Annotated in this window: 15 protein-coding genes; 7 read left to right on the top strand and 8 right to left on the bottom strand. The window is 72.7% G+C overall.

Annotated features, from left to right (window positions below; all coding sequences use genetic code 11):
* Positions 1–178: 178 nt before the first annotated feature.
* The 6 genes from Pen02_RS04910 to Pen02_RS04885 form a co-directional block, all read right to left on the bottom strand.
* A complete protein-coding gene (locus Pen02_RS04910; protein ID WP_203864667.1) occupies positions 179–1,495 on the bottom strand; it encodes a hypothetical protein in 1,317 nt (438 codons plus the stop codon).
* A gap of 316 nt (positions 1,496–1,811) precedes the next feature.
* Positions 1,812–2,483, bottom strand: coding sequence for a deoxyribonuclease V (gene nfi / locus Pen02_RS04905; protein ID WP_203864666.1), 672 nt, complete (start codon positions 2,481–2,483; stop codon positions 1,812–1,814).
* Positions 2,484–2,515: 32 nt separating this feature from the next.
* The gene (locus tag Pen02_RS04900) at positions 2,516–3,979 is read right to left on the bottom strand and encodes an aldehyde dehydrogenase family protein (protein ID WP_203864665.1); all 1,464 of its coding nucleotides are present in this window, start codon (positions 3,977–3,979) and stop codon (positions 2,516–2,518) included.
* A gap of 36 nt (positions 3,980–4,015) precedes the next feature.
* Positions 4,016–4,828, bottom strand: coding sequence for a MerR family transcriptional regulator (locus Pen02_RS04895; protein WP_203864664.1), 813 nt, complete (start codon positions 4,826–4,828; stop codon positions 4,016–4,018).
* 155 nt (positions 4,829–4,983) lie between these two features.
* Positions 4,984–7,011 carry a sigma-70 family RNA polymerase sigma factor gene (locus Pen02_RS04890; protein ID WP_203864663.1) on the bottom strand — a complete coding sequence of 676 codons (2,028 nt, stop codon included), beginning with the start codon at positions 7,009–7,011 and terminating at the stop codon, positions 4,984–4,986.
* Positions 7,012–7,267: 256 nt separating this feature from the next.
* Entirely contained in the window at positions 7,268–8,107 is an 840-nt protein-coding gene (locus tag Pen02_RS04885) for a M55 family metallopeptidase (protein ID WP_203864662.1), read from the bottom strand.
* Between the two features lie 378 nt (positions 8,108–8,485).
* On the opposite strand from Pen02_RS04885, the gene argS reads away from it, so the two are divergent.
* The 3 genes from argS to Pen02_RS04870 all read left to right on the top strand — a co-directional run bounded on the left by argS (position 8,486) and on the right by Pen02_RS04870 (position 12,389).
* Complete coding sequence (gene argS / locus Pen02_RS04880; protein WP_203864661.1) at positions 8,486–10,297, top strand: arginine--tRNA ligase; 1,812 nt, start codon at positions 8,486–8,488, stop codon at positions 10,295–10,297.
* Between the two features lie 164 nt (positions 10,298–10,461).
* Positions 10,462–10,722: a hypothetical protein gene (locus tag Pen02_RS04875; RefSeq protein ID WP_203864660.1), complete on the top strand. Its 261-nt coding sequence runs from the start codon at positions 10,462–10,464 to the stop codon at positions 10,720–10,722.
* Positions 10,719–12,389 carry an amidase gene (locus Pen02_RS04870; RefSeq protein ID WP_239140065.1) on the top strand — a complete coding sequence of 557 codons (1,671 nt, stop codon included), beginning with the start codon at positions 10,719–10,721 and terminating at the stop codon, positions 12,387–12,389. The genes Pen02_RS04875 and Pen02_RS04870 overlap by 4 nt, the downstream gene beginning before the upstream one ends.
* A gap of 72 nt (positions 12,390–12,461) precedes the next feature.
* Here the strand turns inward: Pen02_RS04870 and Pen02_RS04865 are convergent, their stop codons facing one another.
* Entirely contained in the window at positions 12,462–12,746 is a 285-nt protein-coding gene (locus Pen02_RS04865) for a hypothetical protein (protein WP_203864659.1), read from the bottom strand.
* 544 nt (positions 12,747–13,290) lie between these two features.
* On the opposite strand from Pen02_RS04865, the gene Pen02_RS04860 reads away from it, so the two are divergent.
* The 4 genes from Pen02_RS04860 to Pen02_RS04845 are packed head-to-tail and all read left to right on the top strand — an operon-like array spanning position 13,291 to position 14,689.
* Positions 13,291–14,082: a helix-turn-helix domain-containing protein gene (locus tag Pen02_RS04860; RefSeq protein WP_203864658.1), complete on the top strand. Its 792-nt coding sequence runs from the start codon at positions 13,291–13,293 to the stop codon at positions 14,080–14,082.
* Positions 14,079–14,270 (top strand): DUF397 domain-containing protein, encoded by a 192-nt coding sequence (locus tag Pen02_RS04855; RefSeq protein WP_203864657.1) that lies wholly within the window; start codon positions 14,079–14,081, stop codon positions 14,268–14,270. The genes Pen02_RS04860 and Pen02_RS04855 overlap by 4 nt, the downstream gene beginning before the upstream one ends.
* A 17-nt stretch (positions 14,271–14,287) precedes the next feature.
* Positions 14,288–14,479: a DUF397 domain-containing protein gene (locus Pen02_RS04850; protein WP_203864656.1), complete on the top strand. Its 192-nt coding sequence runs from the start codon at positions 14,288–14,290 to the stop codon at positions 14,477–14,479.
* A gap of 18 nt (positions 14,480–14,497) precedes the next feature.
* On the top strand, positions 14,498–14,689 hold the full coding sequence (locus tag Pen02_RS04845; RefSeq protein WP_203864655.1) for a DUF397 domain-containing protein: 192 nt from the start codon (positions 14,498–14,500) through the stop codon (positions 14,687–14,689).
* A gap of 151 nt (positions 14,690–14,840) precedes the next feature.
* Here Pen02_RS04845 and Pen02_RS04840 read toward each other — a convergent pair whose 3' ends face one another.
* Positions 14,841–16,400, bottom strand: a complete 1,560-nt coding sequence (locus tag Pen02_RS04840; protein ID WP_203864654.1) for a hypothetical protein — start codon at positions 16,398–16,400, stop codon at positions 14,841–14,843.
* Positions 16,401–16,434: the final 34 nt, after the last annotated feature.

Below are 16,434 nucleotides of genomic sequence, written 5' to 3'. Positions count from 1 at the left end.
ATCTCGCCCCTCAGCCGGACACTCGGTCAACGGCCTGAGCGTATCGGAGCCGGACCCCGCGCCCCGCCCCAAGGCGATCTGCCGGCGGCGAACAGCCACCATCCGGCCGGGTCACCGCGCCCACCTCGGCCGACGCGCCCGACCGGAACGGGCACGCCGGCTACCGTCGGTGACCCGACTACTGCTCGGGCCGACGGGCCGGCGGCAGGATCAGGGTCGCGTCGGGCGAACCGGCCGAGGGCGGCTCCGGAGGCACCGGTGCGGCCGGCCGTGCCGGCGTACCGCTCGGCTGGGTCGGCGTACCGCTCGGCTGGGCTGGCGCGGCGCCGGGTGCGGCGCTCCCCGCCAGTCCTGCCGGCACCGGTCCGGCCTGCCGGGGTACGACCGTCCCGGGCTGCCGGGACGGCGTCGTCCTGGCCGATCGCGGCAGTACGGCTCCGGCGGTCGGCAGGATCAGCGTCTGGTCCCCGAAGGCCGGCGCCGCGTTCGGCGAGGACCCACCGGCCACCGGTCCGGCCGGGTTCGCCTGGCCGGCGCCGGGCACCGGGCCGCCGCTGCGGAACACCGGACCCGTCGGGGCGATCCGGGTCGTCGGGTCCGCGTCGGCCGACGCGACCCGGGCGGTCCGGTCGGCGTTGGCAGGCACGATCCGGGCCGTCGGGTTGGCCGGCACGATCCGGGCCGTCGGCTCCGCGCCGAGCAGCACGATCCGGGCGGTCGGGTCCGCCTCGGCGGAGGGCCGGCGCCGGTCGCCCCGGCTCCGCCGGATCAGCAGCACCATCAGGGCGATCCCGATCCCGACCATCACCACCCCGACCACCATCACCATGCCGCCCAGCCCGAGCGAGCTGCCGGACTCGTCGGCAGCGGGCACCGTCGGCAGCGCGGCGGCCACGTCCTGGGTGGCCTCCGCCACCGGCTCCTCGGTCGCCTGCGGCGTCTCCGACGGGATCACCAGCTCGGGGGTACGCTCCGGCGCATCCGGGGTGTCCCCGGTCCGGCCGCCCACCTTGGCCGAGTCGCTGTCACGGCCGAGCAGCCGGCCGCCCGCCGCGTACGCCTCGGCGAGCACGGTCACCCGGCCGCCGGGGGCACCGGCCAGCAGACTCACCCGGTACCGGCTGGAGACGCTCTTCCGGGCGCAGAGTTCGGCCCGCTCCGGCGCGGTACGTTCCGTCACGACCAGCCCGTTCGCGCCGTTCGAGAGCGGCACCGGGCGCCAGGCGCCGTCGGCCGCGACCCGCACCTCGACCCGGTCGGCGGTCAGCCCCGGCAGGTGTACGCCGAGCACCGTGCGGACGTTCACGCAGTCGCCGCCGCGCATCGAGACGTTCACCGTCACCGAGCCCGGCGAGCCGCCCGCGTTGATCGAACTTGGCGCCCGGACCCGTACCGACTCGCCCTCGGCCACGGCCGGAGCGGCGGCCAGTGCCAGCGTCGCGCCCACCAACAGGCAGACAGTTCCCAGCCAGGTCGCGCCACGCCGTACCGACATGATTACCTCGCTCCCGCGTTGCAAGATCCGGGCACAGGCTACCGGTGTACCGGTAACCCTCCTCTGTCATGCCCGGCCGGCCCCGCGTCGAATCCTCCGACGATGGCCGGAAGTGACGCTTCTGCCACCGGACGCGACCGAACGACTTCCGCCGGCCCGCCGCGCTCCGTTCGCGCGGTTCTGCGCCCCGGCGCGTCATTTCCGCACGCCGGCAGGTTCGTGTCTGCACCCCGGCACGCTCGTTTCCGACACGCCGCCAGCTTTGGTTCTCCGCGCCGGCACGCCCGGTTCTCCGCCCCGGCAGGTTCGGGCGATCCTAGACTCCGGCGAATCTGCGGAGTTCGTCGCGGCAGAGCCGGTCGGCCTGCCGGGTGGTCTCCGGCAACCGGTAGCGCGGCGCCAGCCGGAGTACCTGGGCGCAAGCGTTGTCCAGGTCCATCCGGTGCCCGACCGAGACGAAGACCGGCTTGACGCCGTCCTGGGTACGCAGCACCCGGCCGACCTGCTCCGCACCGTCGAGCAGCGGCGCCCAGGAGCCACGCCGCTGCTCCGGCCCGGTCCACGTCCCGACCAGCGGCGTCTTGCCGACCCCGATCGCCGGCCGGTCGGTGAGCACGCCCAGGTGGCAGGCCAGCCCGAACCGGCGCGGGTGGGCGAGGCCGTGCCCGTCACAGACCAGCAACTCCGGCTCGACGGTCAGCCGGGCGAGCGCGGTGAGCAGGGCGGGCAGTTCCCGGAAGGCGAACAGCCCGGGTACGTAGTCGAAGGCGGCCCGGCCGGTCGCCACCGCCGTGTCGAGTACCACCAGCGTGTCCGCGTCGAGCACGGTCACCGCGGCGGCGAGCCGGTCGCCGTCCTCGGCGTACGCCACGTCGAGCCCGGCCACCGTGCGGGGCGCGGTCGGCCCCGGCCCCACCAGGTCGGCCAGTGGACGCAGCCGGTCCTGTACCGCCTCCGCCTCGGCAACCGTGCTTGGGATCTCCACCATGGCGGGAACGGTCGACAACTTCGGCGGTCGGCTCACCACTCGATCCCGCTCAGCACCATCACCCGGGACTCGGTGTAGTCCTCCATCGCGCTGCGTACCCCTTCCCGGCCGACGCCGCTGCCCTTCACCCCGCCGTACGGCATCTGGTCGGCCCGGTACGACGGCACGTCTCCGACGACCACGCCACCGACCCGCAACGTCCGGTACGCCGTGAACGCCGTCCGCAGGTCGTGCGTGAAGATCCCAGCCTGCAACCCGTACGCCGAATCGTTGACGGCGGCGAACGCGGCCGAATCGTCCGGCACCGGCGCCACCACCAGGACCGGCCCGAAGACCTCCTCGGTGTTGACCCGGCAGCCCGCCGGCACCCCGGTCAGTACGGTCGGCGCGTAGCTGGTGCCCTCGCGCCGACCGCCCAGCGCCAAGGTGGCCCCGGCGGCCACGGCCTCGTCGACCCACTCCTCGACGCGCCGGGCGGCGGCGTCGTCGATCAGCGGCCCGACGTCGGTCGCCTCGTCGGCCGGATCCCCGGTACGCAGCGCGGCGACCGCGGCGACCAGCCGGGGCAGGAACCCGTCGAGCAGCCACTCGTGCACGAAGACCCGCTGCACCGCGATGCAGCTCTGCCCGGCCTGGTAGTTGCCGAAGGTGGCGATCCGGTGCGCGGCGTGGTCGAAGTCGTCGGCGCTGGCCCAGTCCGCGCAGACGACGGCGGCGGCGTTGCCGCCGAGTTCCAGCGTGACGTGCTTCTCCGGCACCGCCCGCCGGATCGCGGCACCGACCGGCCCGGACCCGGTGAACGAGACCACCGGCAGCCGGGGGTCGCGGACCAGTTCGGCCGCCCGGTCGTTCGGCAGCGGCAGCACCGAGACCATCCCGGCCGGCAGTCCGGTCCCCGGACCGTCCGGCTCGGTCACCTCGGCCAGCAGCTCGCCGAGCAGCAGTGCGGTCAGCGGGGTCGCCGGCGCCGGCTTGACCACGATCGGTGCCCCGACCGCGAGCGCCGGGGCGACCTTGTGTGCGACCAGGTTCAGCGGAAAGTTGAACGGCGTGATGCCGAGCACCGGTCCCCGGGGCAGCCGGCGGACCAGCGCGATCCGGCCGTCGCCCGTCGGTTCGGTGTCCAGCCGCTGCACCTCGCCGGACCAGCGCCGGGCCTCCTCGGCACCCCACCGGAAGGTGGCGACCGCACGGGCCACCTCGCCCCGGGCCCACCTGATCGGTTTGCCGCTCTCGGCGGTGACCAGCCGGGCTACCTCGTCGGCCCGCTCGGCGAGCCGGCGCGAGACGTGGTCCAGGGCAGCGGCCCGGACGTGTGCCGGCAGGGCGGCGGCCCGGTCCGCCACCGCTGCTGCGGCGGCGACCGCCGCCTCGACCTGCTCCGGGTCGGCGTGGCTGGTCCGGCCGACCTCACGAGCGTCGTAGGGGTGCCGGACCGGAAGCGGATCGGCACCCCGGGCCGGCCGGCCGGCGAGGAGGAACGGCACGGACTCCACGCCCGGCAGCCTAACCCTCCGGTACCGGCCGCCGGGTCACCGCTCGCCGTCCCCGAAACCCCGCACCCCGCCCGCGCCCACGTCTTCGCTTCCGATGAAGTCCCCGCCGTCGACGCCCCCGCTCTTGCTCTCACCCGGCACGGTGTCCAGGTAGTCGTGCAGTCGGGCCGACCCTTCGAGCATCGCGGTGGCCCGCGCGGTCAACTCCAGTTGGCGCCGGGCCACGGCAGCCCGGAGTGCGGCGGTACTGCCGGTCCGGCGGAGACCGTCGAGGATCGGCTGGATCTGTGGCAGGAGATAGCGCCCGCGCCGGAGCATGTTGATCATCTGGGCGTCGCGGATCTCGGCCGGACCGAACCGGCGGTACCCGGTGCCCGGTTCCCGCTCCGGCACCAGCAACCCGGCCGCCTCCCAGACCCGCAGCGCCGAGGTACGCACACCGAGCCGCGCCGCCAGCTCGCCGATCCGCAGCGTCAGCCGGGGTACGCCCACCGGGTCGGTCTCCTGCCCGGCGACCGCCTCCAGCGCGGCAGCGGTCTCGGCCAGCGAGCGGCGTTCCTCGTGCAGCCCGGCGTGGCTGGCGTCGACCAGTGCGAGCGCCGACGGCAGGTCCCCGGCGTGCACCGCGTGCATGATCGACCGGGCGACGTCCCAGCCGTAGCCCTTCGCCAGCGCCCGGTACGTCAGCAGCGCCCGGCGATGCCGGTCGTCGAACTGCCTATAGCCTGACGCGGACCGGGGCGCCGGGGGCAGGACGCCGGCGTCCAGGTAGTTGCGGATCTGCTGGGTAGAGATGCCGACCAACCGGGCGAGGTCGACCGGGCGCAGCCGTCGTCCCGCCCCGCTCACCGCACCGCCCGCCTGGATACGGGACGGCCAGGGTTGAGGGTTGCCACACGCATCCGCACAGAATAGGCCGTCTTCCTGGCCAAACCCTCAAGGCGATCCGGCAGAACGCTGGAAGGCCGGAGGGCGCGTCGGCGGCTACCGGAGGACGCTGTCGATCAGCCCGCCGCCTGGAACGCCCGGCCCACCGCTGTCGGCTGGCTGCCGCTGCGGAACAGCCCGGTCCGGTCCTTGTCGGTGGCGGGCAGCCCGAACCAGGCGTACCGGTGCAGGAAGGAGAGCCCGCCGAGCATCTTGGTGGCGGCGGTGAGGAAGGCGGCCTGCTGCTGTTCGCTCGGGAACCGGGTGCCGTTGGAGAAGTCGATCAGGGCGAACTCGGTGAGCCAGATCGGCAGCTTGTAACGCTGGTACACCGCCTGGAGGTACTGCTTGAGCTGGTTCACCGCGTTGGCGGTGACGAAGTCTCCGCCGTACCAGTGCAGGGCGATGAAGTCGACCCGGTAGCCGCGCGACTTCGCGCCGGACATGAACCGGTCGAGCCAGCCGCCGGGCGTGGCCCCGCCGAAGGCGACCGCCGGGCTGCCCAGGGTGGCGCCGGTGGACTGCAATTTCGGCCAGAGCGTGAGCGCCTCGTCCACGCTCATCTCCGCCTGCCCGGCCAGATCCGGCTCGTTGAACCCGAGCAGGTAGGGTCCGGCCGCCTTCGCCTTGGCCAGGCTGGCGCTGTCGACGTTGTCCCGACCCCAGATCATCGGCACGAACTCGGCACCGCGCGGCGTGCTGATCCCGTCGTGGTGGGTGGCCCAGGTGTAGTACCAGCTCGCCTTGGAGTTCGCCAGCGCCTGGCTGACCCCGGAGAAGTTCCAGACCGCCACGCCCTTCTTGTCGGAGGTCCGGGCCGGTCCCGCCGCTGCGGCCGGCCGGGTCGACGTCCGGGGCTTCGGTGTCGGGGTGGCCCGGCGTGGGGTGGGGGTGATCCCGGTGACGGTCGGCGTGGGAGTGGCGGCCGTGCTGCCGGCCCCGGCGGTCGGCGCCCCGGCGAAGTCGGCAGCGGCGACGTCCGGAGTGGACGGTTTGGTCACCTGCACCGCCACCAGGACCGCCACCACGAGCCCGGCGACCGCCGCCGCGACCGAGACCGGCCCGACGACTCGGCGTACCCCGACCGCCGGTCGCCGCCCCGCTCCCCGCCCCGGCGCACCGGCCCGGACAGGCGTCGCCCCGGCACGGGCCGGAGCCGTCGGGCCGGTGCCGACAGCACCGCTCGGGTCCGTCGGCCCGACTGCACCGCTCGGGCCCGACGCAGCGACGGCACCAGGCGAGGTGAACGGCGAGGTGACGGGTGGGGCGAACGGCGCGGCGGCCGGTGTGGCGGAACCGGCGAGGGTGCCGCCGGCCGCACCGACGTACTCGCCGAGTCCGGGCGGTACGGGCAGCAGCGGAAGTCCGGCGAGCAGCCGGTCGACCGGCAGCAGGTCGCCGTACTGCGGCGCGCACCGGGCACAGTCCCGGACGTGCCGGGCGAGCCGCTTGCGCCACAGCGGGCTGGGCTGACCCGTCCAGCCCTGGGCGACGGCGTGCAGGTCGGGGCAGCCGGGTCGGGCCCGGAGCGCCCGGACGACGGTACGGGCGACGTCGAGCTGCTCCTTCATCCGGTGTACCCGGACGGCGGCATGTCCACCGGGCAGGCCGAGCGCCCCCGCGAGGTCGGCGCGGTCCAGTTCGCCGGTCTCCTCCAGCCACCAGAGGGCGAGCAGCTCCCGGTCGTCCGGGTCGAGCCAGCGGGTCGCCTCGGCAACCTCCCGGCGCTGGTCGGTCAACCCCAACCGGACGACGGTCAGCTCGGCGAAGTCCGCCGCCGGATCGGCTACCTCGTCCGGGCCGGCATCCGGGGCCCGGAGCGTGGCCGTGTGCTGCTGCCAGTCCCGGACCTGGCGTACCGCGATCGCCACCAGCCAGGACCGGAAGGCCGCCGGCTCCCGCAGCCCGGCCAGGTGCCGGACCATCCGGAGCAGGGTCTCCTGGACCACGTCGTCGGTGTCGGCGTGCCCGTGCAGCGCCCGGCCGACGATGTTGTAGACCAGCGGCAGCGAGTTGGCCACCAGCGCGTCGAGGGCCCGCGGGTCACCCGCGCGGGCCGCGACGACGGTTCCGGTGTCGGGTCCACCCCGGCCGGCTCCGGACATGCTGCCTTCCTCCCATCGGTCGACGTTCCGCACGGCGGGCACCCTCCATCGGTCGACGTGCCCACGGCGGGCAACCGGGACGCCGGTCGCTCGTCGAGCGCGATACGTGGTTCGGTCGCCCCGATCAGGAGACCGGGCCACTGCCAGCGGATTACGGATTTTCGCCGTCCCCGGTTCACCGACCCGCCCGGCCGCCCCCACGGACTCCTCGGGCAAGGCTCACGCCACCCGGCCCGCCGAGGTCCGGACCAGGCGGTCAGCCGGGCTTGATCTGGGCGAGCTGCACCAGGAGCTGGACCACCCGGTACGCCTCGGCCATGTCCTCGCCGGTGAAGACGAGCGTGCGGGCGCCGGCCGCCCGGGTGACGCCGGGTACCAGGGTGGCCAGGTCGACGCTGTACGGGCCGTACAGGTCGAGTTCCACCCGTACCGGGGTGGGGGTCGGTAGCGGGCTGACCTGGCGACGTGTTCGGATCGCCTCGGCGGCTCCCTGGCGGATCCGGTCCCGGGCCTCCTGCGGGTGCAACGTGCGCGCGGCGGCCTGACCGAGCGCCTGTTTGACCTCGACGGTCACCGCCGCCGGCACCAACTCGCGGAGCTCGGCACAGGCGGCGTCGTCGCCGCTGAGCAGCAGCACGGGTACCCCGTAGTGCCCGGCGACGGCCGCGTTGAGGCCGATCTCGCCGACGGACCGCCCGTCGAGGCGTACGTCGAGCACGGCGTCGCTGATCGTGTGCGCGAGTACGGCCGGACCGGCTCCGGACCGGGCGTGGTAGCCGACGAAGAGCAGCGCGTCGACCCCCGCCTCCAACCCGGCCACCATGCCCAGCGGGCGGGGCTTGCCCCGGATCAGCCGTACCCGGCGGTCGAGTTCCTCGGGCAGCAGGTTGCGGAACGGCCCGTGCGAGTCCGCGACCGAGATCTCGGCGTCGGGTTCGGCGTCCAGCACTCCGGCGACGGCGGCGTTCACCTCGGCCGTCATGAGGGCCCGTCCGCGTTCGTAGTCGTAGCTCCCCGGGTTGGTCTCGGTGGGATGTACGACTCCAGAGATGCCCTCCAGGTCGGCGGAGATCAGGACGCGCAGCCGGTTCGTCATCGCCCCACCGTAGGCCGGGTGCTGGTTCCGGTGCTCTGCCGGGCGGCGCGACGTCCCGGGACAGCGGTCGGCACCGGACCGACCGTCCCGGGCGGCCCGGATATGTGGTGTGCCGGCGGAGGCCACCCCGGTAGGCTGCCGCCGTGGCCAGTCCTGCCGTTCCGGCGTACCCCGAGGTGTCCTCGCCCGGGTCGGTCACGGTGCTGTGCCGACGGCGTCCGGTGGCTCGTCTCCGAGCCCGCCGAGGGCGCCTGAGCTGACTGTTCCACGCGCATCCGGCGGATCGATCCGCCGGTAACGCCCGTACGCCGATCGATCCGCTCCCCCACCCGAAGAAGGTTGGTCCGGTGACGGACCGGAGCGAGAGGCGTACCCGGGATGAATCTCGAAAGTCTGCTGGCCGACCGGCTGGCATCGTCGTTCGCGGCCGTGGCCGGCGGCGGTCCGGTGGACCCGGTGGTCCGGCGTTCCCGGCGGGCGGACTTCCAGGCCGAGGCCGCCCTGTCGCTGGCCCGTCGGCTCGGCCGGCCGCCCCGGGAGATCGCCGTCGAGGTGGTCGAGCGGGCCGCGCTGGCCGACCTGTGTTCGTCGGTGGCGGTCTCCGGACCCGGGTTCGTCAACCTCACCGTCGCGGACGAACTGCTCGGCAGGCTGGTGTCGGAGCTGGCCGCCGACCCCCGGCTCGGCGTGCCGGTCACGCCCACCCCGGAGACGGTGGTGGTCGACTACTCGGCACCGAACGTGGCCAAGGAGATGCACGTCGGCCACCTCCGGTCCACCATCATCGGCGACGCCACCGCCCGGCTGCTGGACTGGCTCGGGCACCGGGTCGTCCGGGCCAACCACCTGGGCGACTGGGGTACACCGTTCGGGATGCTGATCGAGCACCTGATCGACCTCGGCGAGTCCACCGCCGCGTCCAATCTGTCCATCGGCACCGGGTCCAAGTTGCCCATCGGTGCTGGATCCGAACTGTCCGTCGCCGCTGGATCCGAACTGCCCATCGGTGCTGGATCCGAACTGTCGATCGGTGACCTGGACTCGTTCTACAAGGGGGCCCGGGCCAAGTTCGACGCCGACGAGGCGTTCCGGCAGCGGTCCCGGCAGCGGGTGGTGGCGCTACAGGGCGGCGACGAGTCGACGGTACGGCTGTGGCGGCGGCTGGTCGCCGAGTCGGAGTCGTACTTCCTGGCCGTCTACGACCGGCTCGACGTGCTGCTGACCCGGCCGGACTTCGTCGGCGAGAGCCACTACAACGGGATGCTCGGCCCGGTGACCGACGAGCTGGACCGGCTCGGCCTGCTCGTCGACAGTGGCGACGCCGCCTGCGTCTTTCCACCCGGCTTTCCCGGCCGGGACGGCGAACCGGTACCGCTGATCGTGCGCAAGCGGGACGGCGGGTACGGCTACCCCGCGACCGATCTCGCCGCGCTCCGCCACCGGACCAGGGAACTCGGCGCCACCCGGCTGCTCTACGTCGTCGGCCTGCCGCAGCGGCAACACTTCGAGATGGTGTACGTGGTCGCCCGGCAGGCGGGCTGGCTGTCCCCGCCGGCCCGTGCCGAACACGTCGGCTTCGGTCTGGTCCTCGGCCCGGACGGCCGGAAACTGGCCAGCCGGGCCGGCGACTCGGTGAAGCTGGTCGAACTGCTCGACGAGGCGGTGGACCGGGCCGCCGCGCTGGCCCGGCAGAAGAACCCGCGACTGGATCCGGCGGCGGTGGCCGAGGTGGCGAAGGCGATCGGGATCGGGGCGGTCAAGTACGCCGACCTCTCCGCCGACCGGACCCGGGACTACGTCTTCGACTGGGACCGGATGCTCGCGCTGCACGGCAACACCGCGCCCTACCTGCAATACGCGCACGCCCGGATCCGCTCCATCTTCCGCAAGGCGGGTGGGCCGGTCCCGACCGGCGTGCCGGTGTCGATCGGCGCGCCGGAGGAACGGACGCTCGCGCTCGAACTGCTCGACTTCGGCGCGGTCGTCGGCACCGTCGAACGGACCCTGGAGTTCCACCGCCTCGCCGGCCACCTGTACGCGGTCGCGTTCAGCAGCTTCTTCGAGCACTGTCCGGTGCTCCGGGCCGAGCCAGCCGTCCGGGACAGCCGGCTGGTCCTCTGCGACCTCACCGCCCGGGTACTCCGGCAGGGCCTGCACCTGCTCGGCATCACCGCCCCGGACCGAATGTGAGCCCCGGTGCCGGCCGATCCCGCCCCCGACGCTGGACCGGCCGGCGCCGGCTCATGCTGCTGGACCCGAAACAGTTGGTCACCGCCGCGCAACCCCGCACGCCCGCCGCCGAAACAATCGCCGCCTTGACTCCTCGCACTGTTCCTGTCCGAGGAAGGAATGGCATGGCGATCCCCCCACCCCCCACCGACGCGGAACTCGACACCTACATCCGGACCCGGTACGCGCTGATCGGCATCGACCTGTCCACCCTGCCCGAGAACGACCCGGGCGCCCCGATGGACCAGGCGCGGGTACTGGCCAACGCCCGGAGCACCATCCGGCAGGAGGTCAGCTACGCCGACTACGTACCGGACCAGCAGGCGCACGCCGCCGTGCTCTACCCCGCACCGATGTCGATCTGGACGGGGGCGTACCAGCCGTGACGACGACGCCCACCACATCGACTTCGACGGGCGGCGACGAGACCGGGGCGGTACCCCAGGATCTGGCCGTCGACCGGCGCTGGTTCCTCTCCCGGATGGCCGGGGTGTGGGCGGCGGCCGGTGCCGGTGGCCTCTTCGGCGCCACGAGCCTCACCGCGCCCGCGCTGGCAACCGGCAGCGGCAGCGGGCCGGCCGGCAACGTCTGGGAGACCGCGTACGCGCCGACGATCCGCCGGGCGGCACTGGCCGACCCCACCGAGCTGACCGTCAGCGAGGCTGCCGCCGCGTTCCGGCGCCGACTGCTCGACCCGGTCGAACTGATGGAGTCCTATCTGGACCGGTTGGACCGCTTCGACGGCGTCTACCAGGCGTACCTGTGGCGGCCGAGCAACGCCGAGCTGCTCGCGGCGGCCCGCCGGGTGCGGATCACCTCGAAGTCGACGCCGCTGGCCGGGATCATCACCGCCGAGAAGGACAACTTCTACACCAAGGGCATCCCGACCACCGCGATGTCCCCGGTCTACGGCGGCTTCGTCCCCGAGTACGACTCGACCGTGCACGCCCGACTGAAGGCGGCCGGGGCGATCATGATGGGCAAGGCGGCGATGGGTCCGCTCGCCTCCGGCCGGGCCCGGCTGGCCGACGGTACCGCGACCACCGTCAACGCCTGGACCCCGGACGACATCCGGTACAGCCCGAGCGGCTCCAGCGGCGGCACCGCCACGGCGGTCGCCGGCCGACTCGCCACCTCCGGCACCGGCACCCAGACCGGCGGCTCGATCACCAGCCCGTCGACCGCACAGAACCTGACCGGCCTGAAGCCCACCTTCGGCCGGGCCTCGCTGTACGGCATCATCCCGCTCACCTTCACCCGGGATCATCCCGGTCCGCTGGCCCGGGACGCGATGGACGCGGCGATCATGTTGCAGGCGATCGCCGGCCCGGACCGCAACGACCCGCGTACCCTCGGCATGCCGCCGGTGCCGAACCTGGTCAAGGCGGCCACCGTGTACCGGCACCGGGGCCGGCCGAAGGTCCGCTGGGCGACCACCGTCGGCTACCCGCCGGACTTCCTCACCGGCTCGAACGCGGAGACGACAGCGCTGCGCCAACAACTCCTGACCACCCTCACCTCGGTCGGCTGCCGGGTGGTCGAGGTGGCGTACCCGGCCGACTGGGACCTGCTCTCCGGGCTGTCCAGCACGGCCGGCGAGGCGACGAACATGTTCCTGCCGCAGCTCCGCCGGGACGTCAGCCTCTTCGCCGACCGGCTGCCGGGCTTCCTCAACGGGATGTTCCGCAGCTCAGACAGCTACATGAAGATGCTTCAGGCCCGCTACCAGTTCCTGCACCTGGTGCTGACCGACGTCTTCGACAAGTGCGACGTCTTCCTGACCGGCACCGTCTTCGACGGGATCGGGCTGCCGCTGATCGCCTTCCCCTACGGCACCGGCGTCGACACCACGACCGGGCTGACCGTGCCCCGGGGCACCACGCTCGGGGCGCCGCCGTTCGGCGAGGAGCGACTGTTGGCGGTGGTCGCCGCGTACCAGGCGGTGACCGAACACCACCTGCGCCGGCCACCGGACCCGACGGCCACCGCCGGCACCCGCCGGGCCGCCCCCTACAAGGTCCCCGCCGAGTACGACGCCAGCGACGAAACCTGATCCACCCGGCACCGCCTCTCCACCGTACGCAGGTGGCGGGGCGGTGCCTCTTGTTCATCCCCCCGGGGGCGGTCAGCGCCGGCGGGGTACCCAGTAGAGGATCTGGCCGGTGACCAGCGCCGGATGCGTGTCGGGCAGCGCCTCCAGAGCGCGGACGAGGTGTCCGGCGAGATACATCAGCAGGCCAACCCGGTCACCCCGAAAGCCGATCAGCAGCGCCAGCCGAGCCGGCGCGCACGGCCAGGGGTCGGTGCAGGTCTGACATCGGTACGCCTCCGCCGGCAGGTGCCGACCGGTCGGGTACCGGCGTCCCATCCGCCGCGCGGCCCGATACCAACGTTCCTGCGGCCCGATCACCCGTCCTCACACCCGCTCCCCGTCCCGAATACGCGCCGCCCGTGCCGGCCTCAGTGCGCCGACCCGGCTGTTTTCGAGGTACGGGCGGGTCGACGCATCCCACCCGGAACGGCGGTTGTAGGCCCTGAGCCGGCCCGGGGCGGGCGGCACCACCGGCGCGTACGGCATCGGCACCAGGTCGACCGAGTCCGGGCACCGCCAACGCAGACCACACCGGCAGTACCGCCACAGCCGACGCCAGTTCCGGCGGTGATACGGCTTCGTCCCGCGACCGATTTTCATGCTGCCTCCCATCGGTGGAAATTGCTCGGGACGGCGTTCCGCTTGCTCGTTCCTGTTGCTCCTGCCGCCGCCGCATCCGTCGACATTTCCGCGCCTCGCCGAAAGTGCGGTGACCGAGCGAAAATTCCTGGTTCCACCTTGGACACGTAGGCCCTACGCTGGGAACACGTCACGCACCTATGGGCGGTGCTGGCAGATCCACAGGAGGCGTGAGTGCCATTGCAGAGTCCTGAATAATTGATCTACATCCTGGGGAATTCTGATGACCGAAGTACCGGAACCACTGGCCGCGTTCATAGTTGCCGAGATCCGTCAGGGCAGGCAGGCGGCCAAGATGACACAGGAGACGTTCGGGCGGTTGGCAAACTTCTCGGCGTCCCACGTGAGTGCCGTCGAGAAACGGACCCGCGCCCTGACCATGGACTTCATCGCCGGCGCCGACCGCGCCCTGAAGACAGGCGGCGTGCACGAACGCCTCGTGATCACACTCGGCGTCCCCACCTGGCTCCGCGAGTGGATCGACCACGAACGCGAGGCAGTCACCCTACGATCGTTCGAGAACGCCGTGCTACCCGGCCTGTTCCAGACCGAAGCGTACGCACAGGCCCTGCTCAGCGGCGCGCTATTCACGGTCGAACAGGTGCAGCAGAAGGTCGCTGAGCGGCTGGACAGGCAATCCATCCTCACCCGTGACGAGCCACCCCTGGTCATCGCGGTTGTCGACGAGTGCGTTCTCCGTCGGGTCATCGGCGGGCGTGACGTGATGCGGGACCAGTTGGCCCACCTACTCAAGCTCGGCACCACGTCCCTGGTGCAGATACAGGTAGTACCTGCGGACGCCGGGTCGTACCCTGGACTCGGCGGGCCGTTCGTGTTGGCGACCCTGCCGACCAACGCAGACGTGGGCTACATCGACAACCAGTTGCAGGGAGATGTGGTCGAGCAGGCCGCCGACGTGTTGCAGTTGCGTCGGTCGTGGGAGGCCATTCGGGGCAGTGCGCTGCCAGTTCCGCAGTCAACTAAGTTGATCACGGAAGCGATGGAACAGCTATGAACCTAACCGGCGCCGATTGGCGCAAGAGCACACGCAGCAGCCCGAACGGCGGAGACTGCGTCGAGGTCGCCCGCAACCTCCCCGACATCGTCGCCGTACGGGACAGCAAGAACGTGACCGGCCCTACGCTCGCCTTCGCACCAGCCGCGTGGCGAGCCTTCATCGGCGGCGTTAACTATCGCCCGTAGCCAAGGATGGAACAGCAATGAACGTGACCGGAGCCGATTGGCGCACGAGCACGCGCAGCAGCACTAACGGCGGGAACTGCGTCGAGGTCGCTCGCAACCTCCCCAGCATCGTGGCCGTACGCGACAGCAAAGACACGACCGGCCCCGTACTCGCCTTCACCCCAGCCGCATGGCAAGCCTTCGTCGGCGAGGTCACCCGACGCCCGTAGCCCAAGGATGGGACGGCTATGAACCTGACCGGTGCCCAGTGGCGCAAGAGCACGCGTAGCAGCACTAACGGCGGAGACTGTGTCGAAGTCGCCCGCAACCTCCCCAGCATCGTGGCCGTACGCGACAGCAAAGACACGACCGGCCCCGTACTCGCCTTCACACCAGCCGCATGGCAAGCCTTCGTCGGCGAGGCCACTCGCCGGCCGTAGCACCGCAGCCGAGTACGCGACCTGCGCCCGCTCCCGCAGGGGAAGATCGTGCTGCTTCAGGGAAAGAGTGCCTTCGTCGGGCGGTCGTAGGCACTCCTTCTGGGTATGTGCACGATCTTGCGCGGCGCGGCGCGGCGCGTCAGGCGGCGGATCAGGTGATCTCGGCGAGCATTCCCTCGCAGCTTCGTACGACAGTGCGGGCGGCGCGGCGTTGGTCGACGCCGCGTAGCGGGTCCTCGGCCAGGTCCTGCCAGCGGCGGATCGCGGTCGAGCCGCGTGCCCACAGCTCGTCCCCGGTGGCGTCGTGCTCGACGCCGAGCCGAGCGGCCAGGCTGGCACCGTCGCCGCCGATCAAGCGGTTGGCCTCGGCGGACAACTCAGGGTCGAAGCGCACCTGGCCGCCGAGCAGCGCGGCGGAGAGTCGCAGCTCGCGGAACTCGTGCGCGCCGGCGAGTACCTGCTCCAGTCGGGCCAGCAGCTCGGTCGCGCCGGGCCGGGGCTCGGAACGGAGCAGCGACTCCAGCGCCATCAGCACCGCCCGCGACTTGAGCACCGGAGCGCGGTCCACGAAATACCTGGTCATCGACTCGCGCAGCTCGGTCAGGCCGCTGCGCCGGACCAGTTCGGCGGCGAGTCGGGCTCGACTGTCGCAGCCGGTCCGGACCAGCGTGGTCGACAGGCGTACCCCGAAGATGCCGAGCCGGTCGAGCAGCCGGCGCCGGGTCTCGACGTCGAGCGGGACCGGGAAGTCGGCGGCGGTGAACCGGTCGGTGGAGAGCAGCAGCCGGTCGGTCTCGGCCCGGGGCAACCCGGCCAGCGCGGCGAGCGCGGAGTATTCGGTCTCGCTGAGCATCCGGCCGGCGAGCGCGACCAGCCCGCCGAGCCCGACCACGCTCAGGCAGTGCGCGTTGACCCGTGGGTCGCGGCGGAGCCGGCGGGCGAGCTGCCGCGCGGTGAGCAGGGCGTCGACCCGACCGCCGGCCAGTTCGTCCACTCTGGACAGCACCAGGAGTACGTTGACCGGCGCGGCCCGGGCCACCGTGCCCGACTGGGCGGCCTGGAACGGGCGTAGGTCGTCGCCGCTGCCGTCCCGGCTCAGATAGAGCACGGCGTCCGCCTCGCGGACGATCCGCTCCACCGTCGTCGCGCCGCCACCGGAGCCGCCGACCAGTTCGGCGTCCCCGCCGACGGTCGGCCCCGCCCCGAGCGCCAACCGCCCGTTACCGGCCCGGCCGTCCTCGCCGGCCGTCCGGGGATCGTCGACCCGGGAGCTCACCGCCGGAGTGTCGATGAGTACGGCGTGCCGCAGCGCCCGGGTCGGCCACTGCACCACGATGTCGTCGACCTGGTCCCACCGGCCGCCACCGAGGTCCACCCGCATCCCACTGGCGGTACGCGTCACCGCGAGGTCCCGGGGCGCACCGCCGGTCGGGTAGGCGGTGACCCGAGGCTCCGGGCCGTCCTCGTACCAGGTGAAGACCTGGCGTCCGTCGGCCACCTCGACCGGTGCGACCGCCTCGCCCATCACGGCGTTGACCAGCGTCGACTTGCCGGACCGCCACGGGCCGGCGACGGCGATCCGCAACGGCTCCTCGAACCGGGCGAACTGCCTGTGCAACTGTTCCACCGCCCGGGGATCGTTGCCGTAGACCTCCAGCGCCTCGTGCACCAAACCCCAGGTCGCCTCGTCCAACCGGCCCACCCGACTCATCGGGTCCCCGCCCCGTCCGGGGACGCATTTCCGG

It is taken from the genome of Plantactinospora endophytica (assembly GCF_016862915.1).
GTDB classification, from domain to species: domain Bacteria; phylum Actinomycetota; class Actinomycetes; order Mycobacteriales; family Micromonosporaceae; genus Plantactinospora; species Plantactinospora endophytica.
This window is presented reverse-complemented; position numbering and strand designations above follow the sequence as displayed.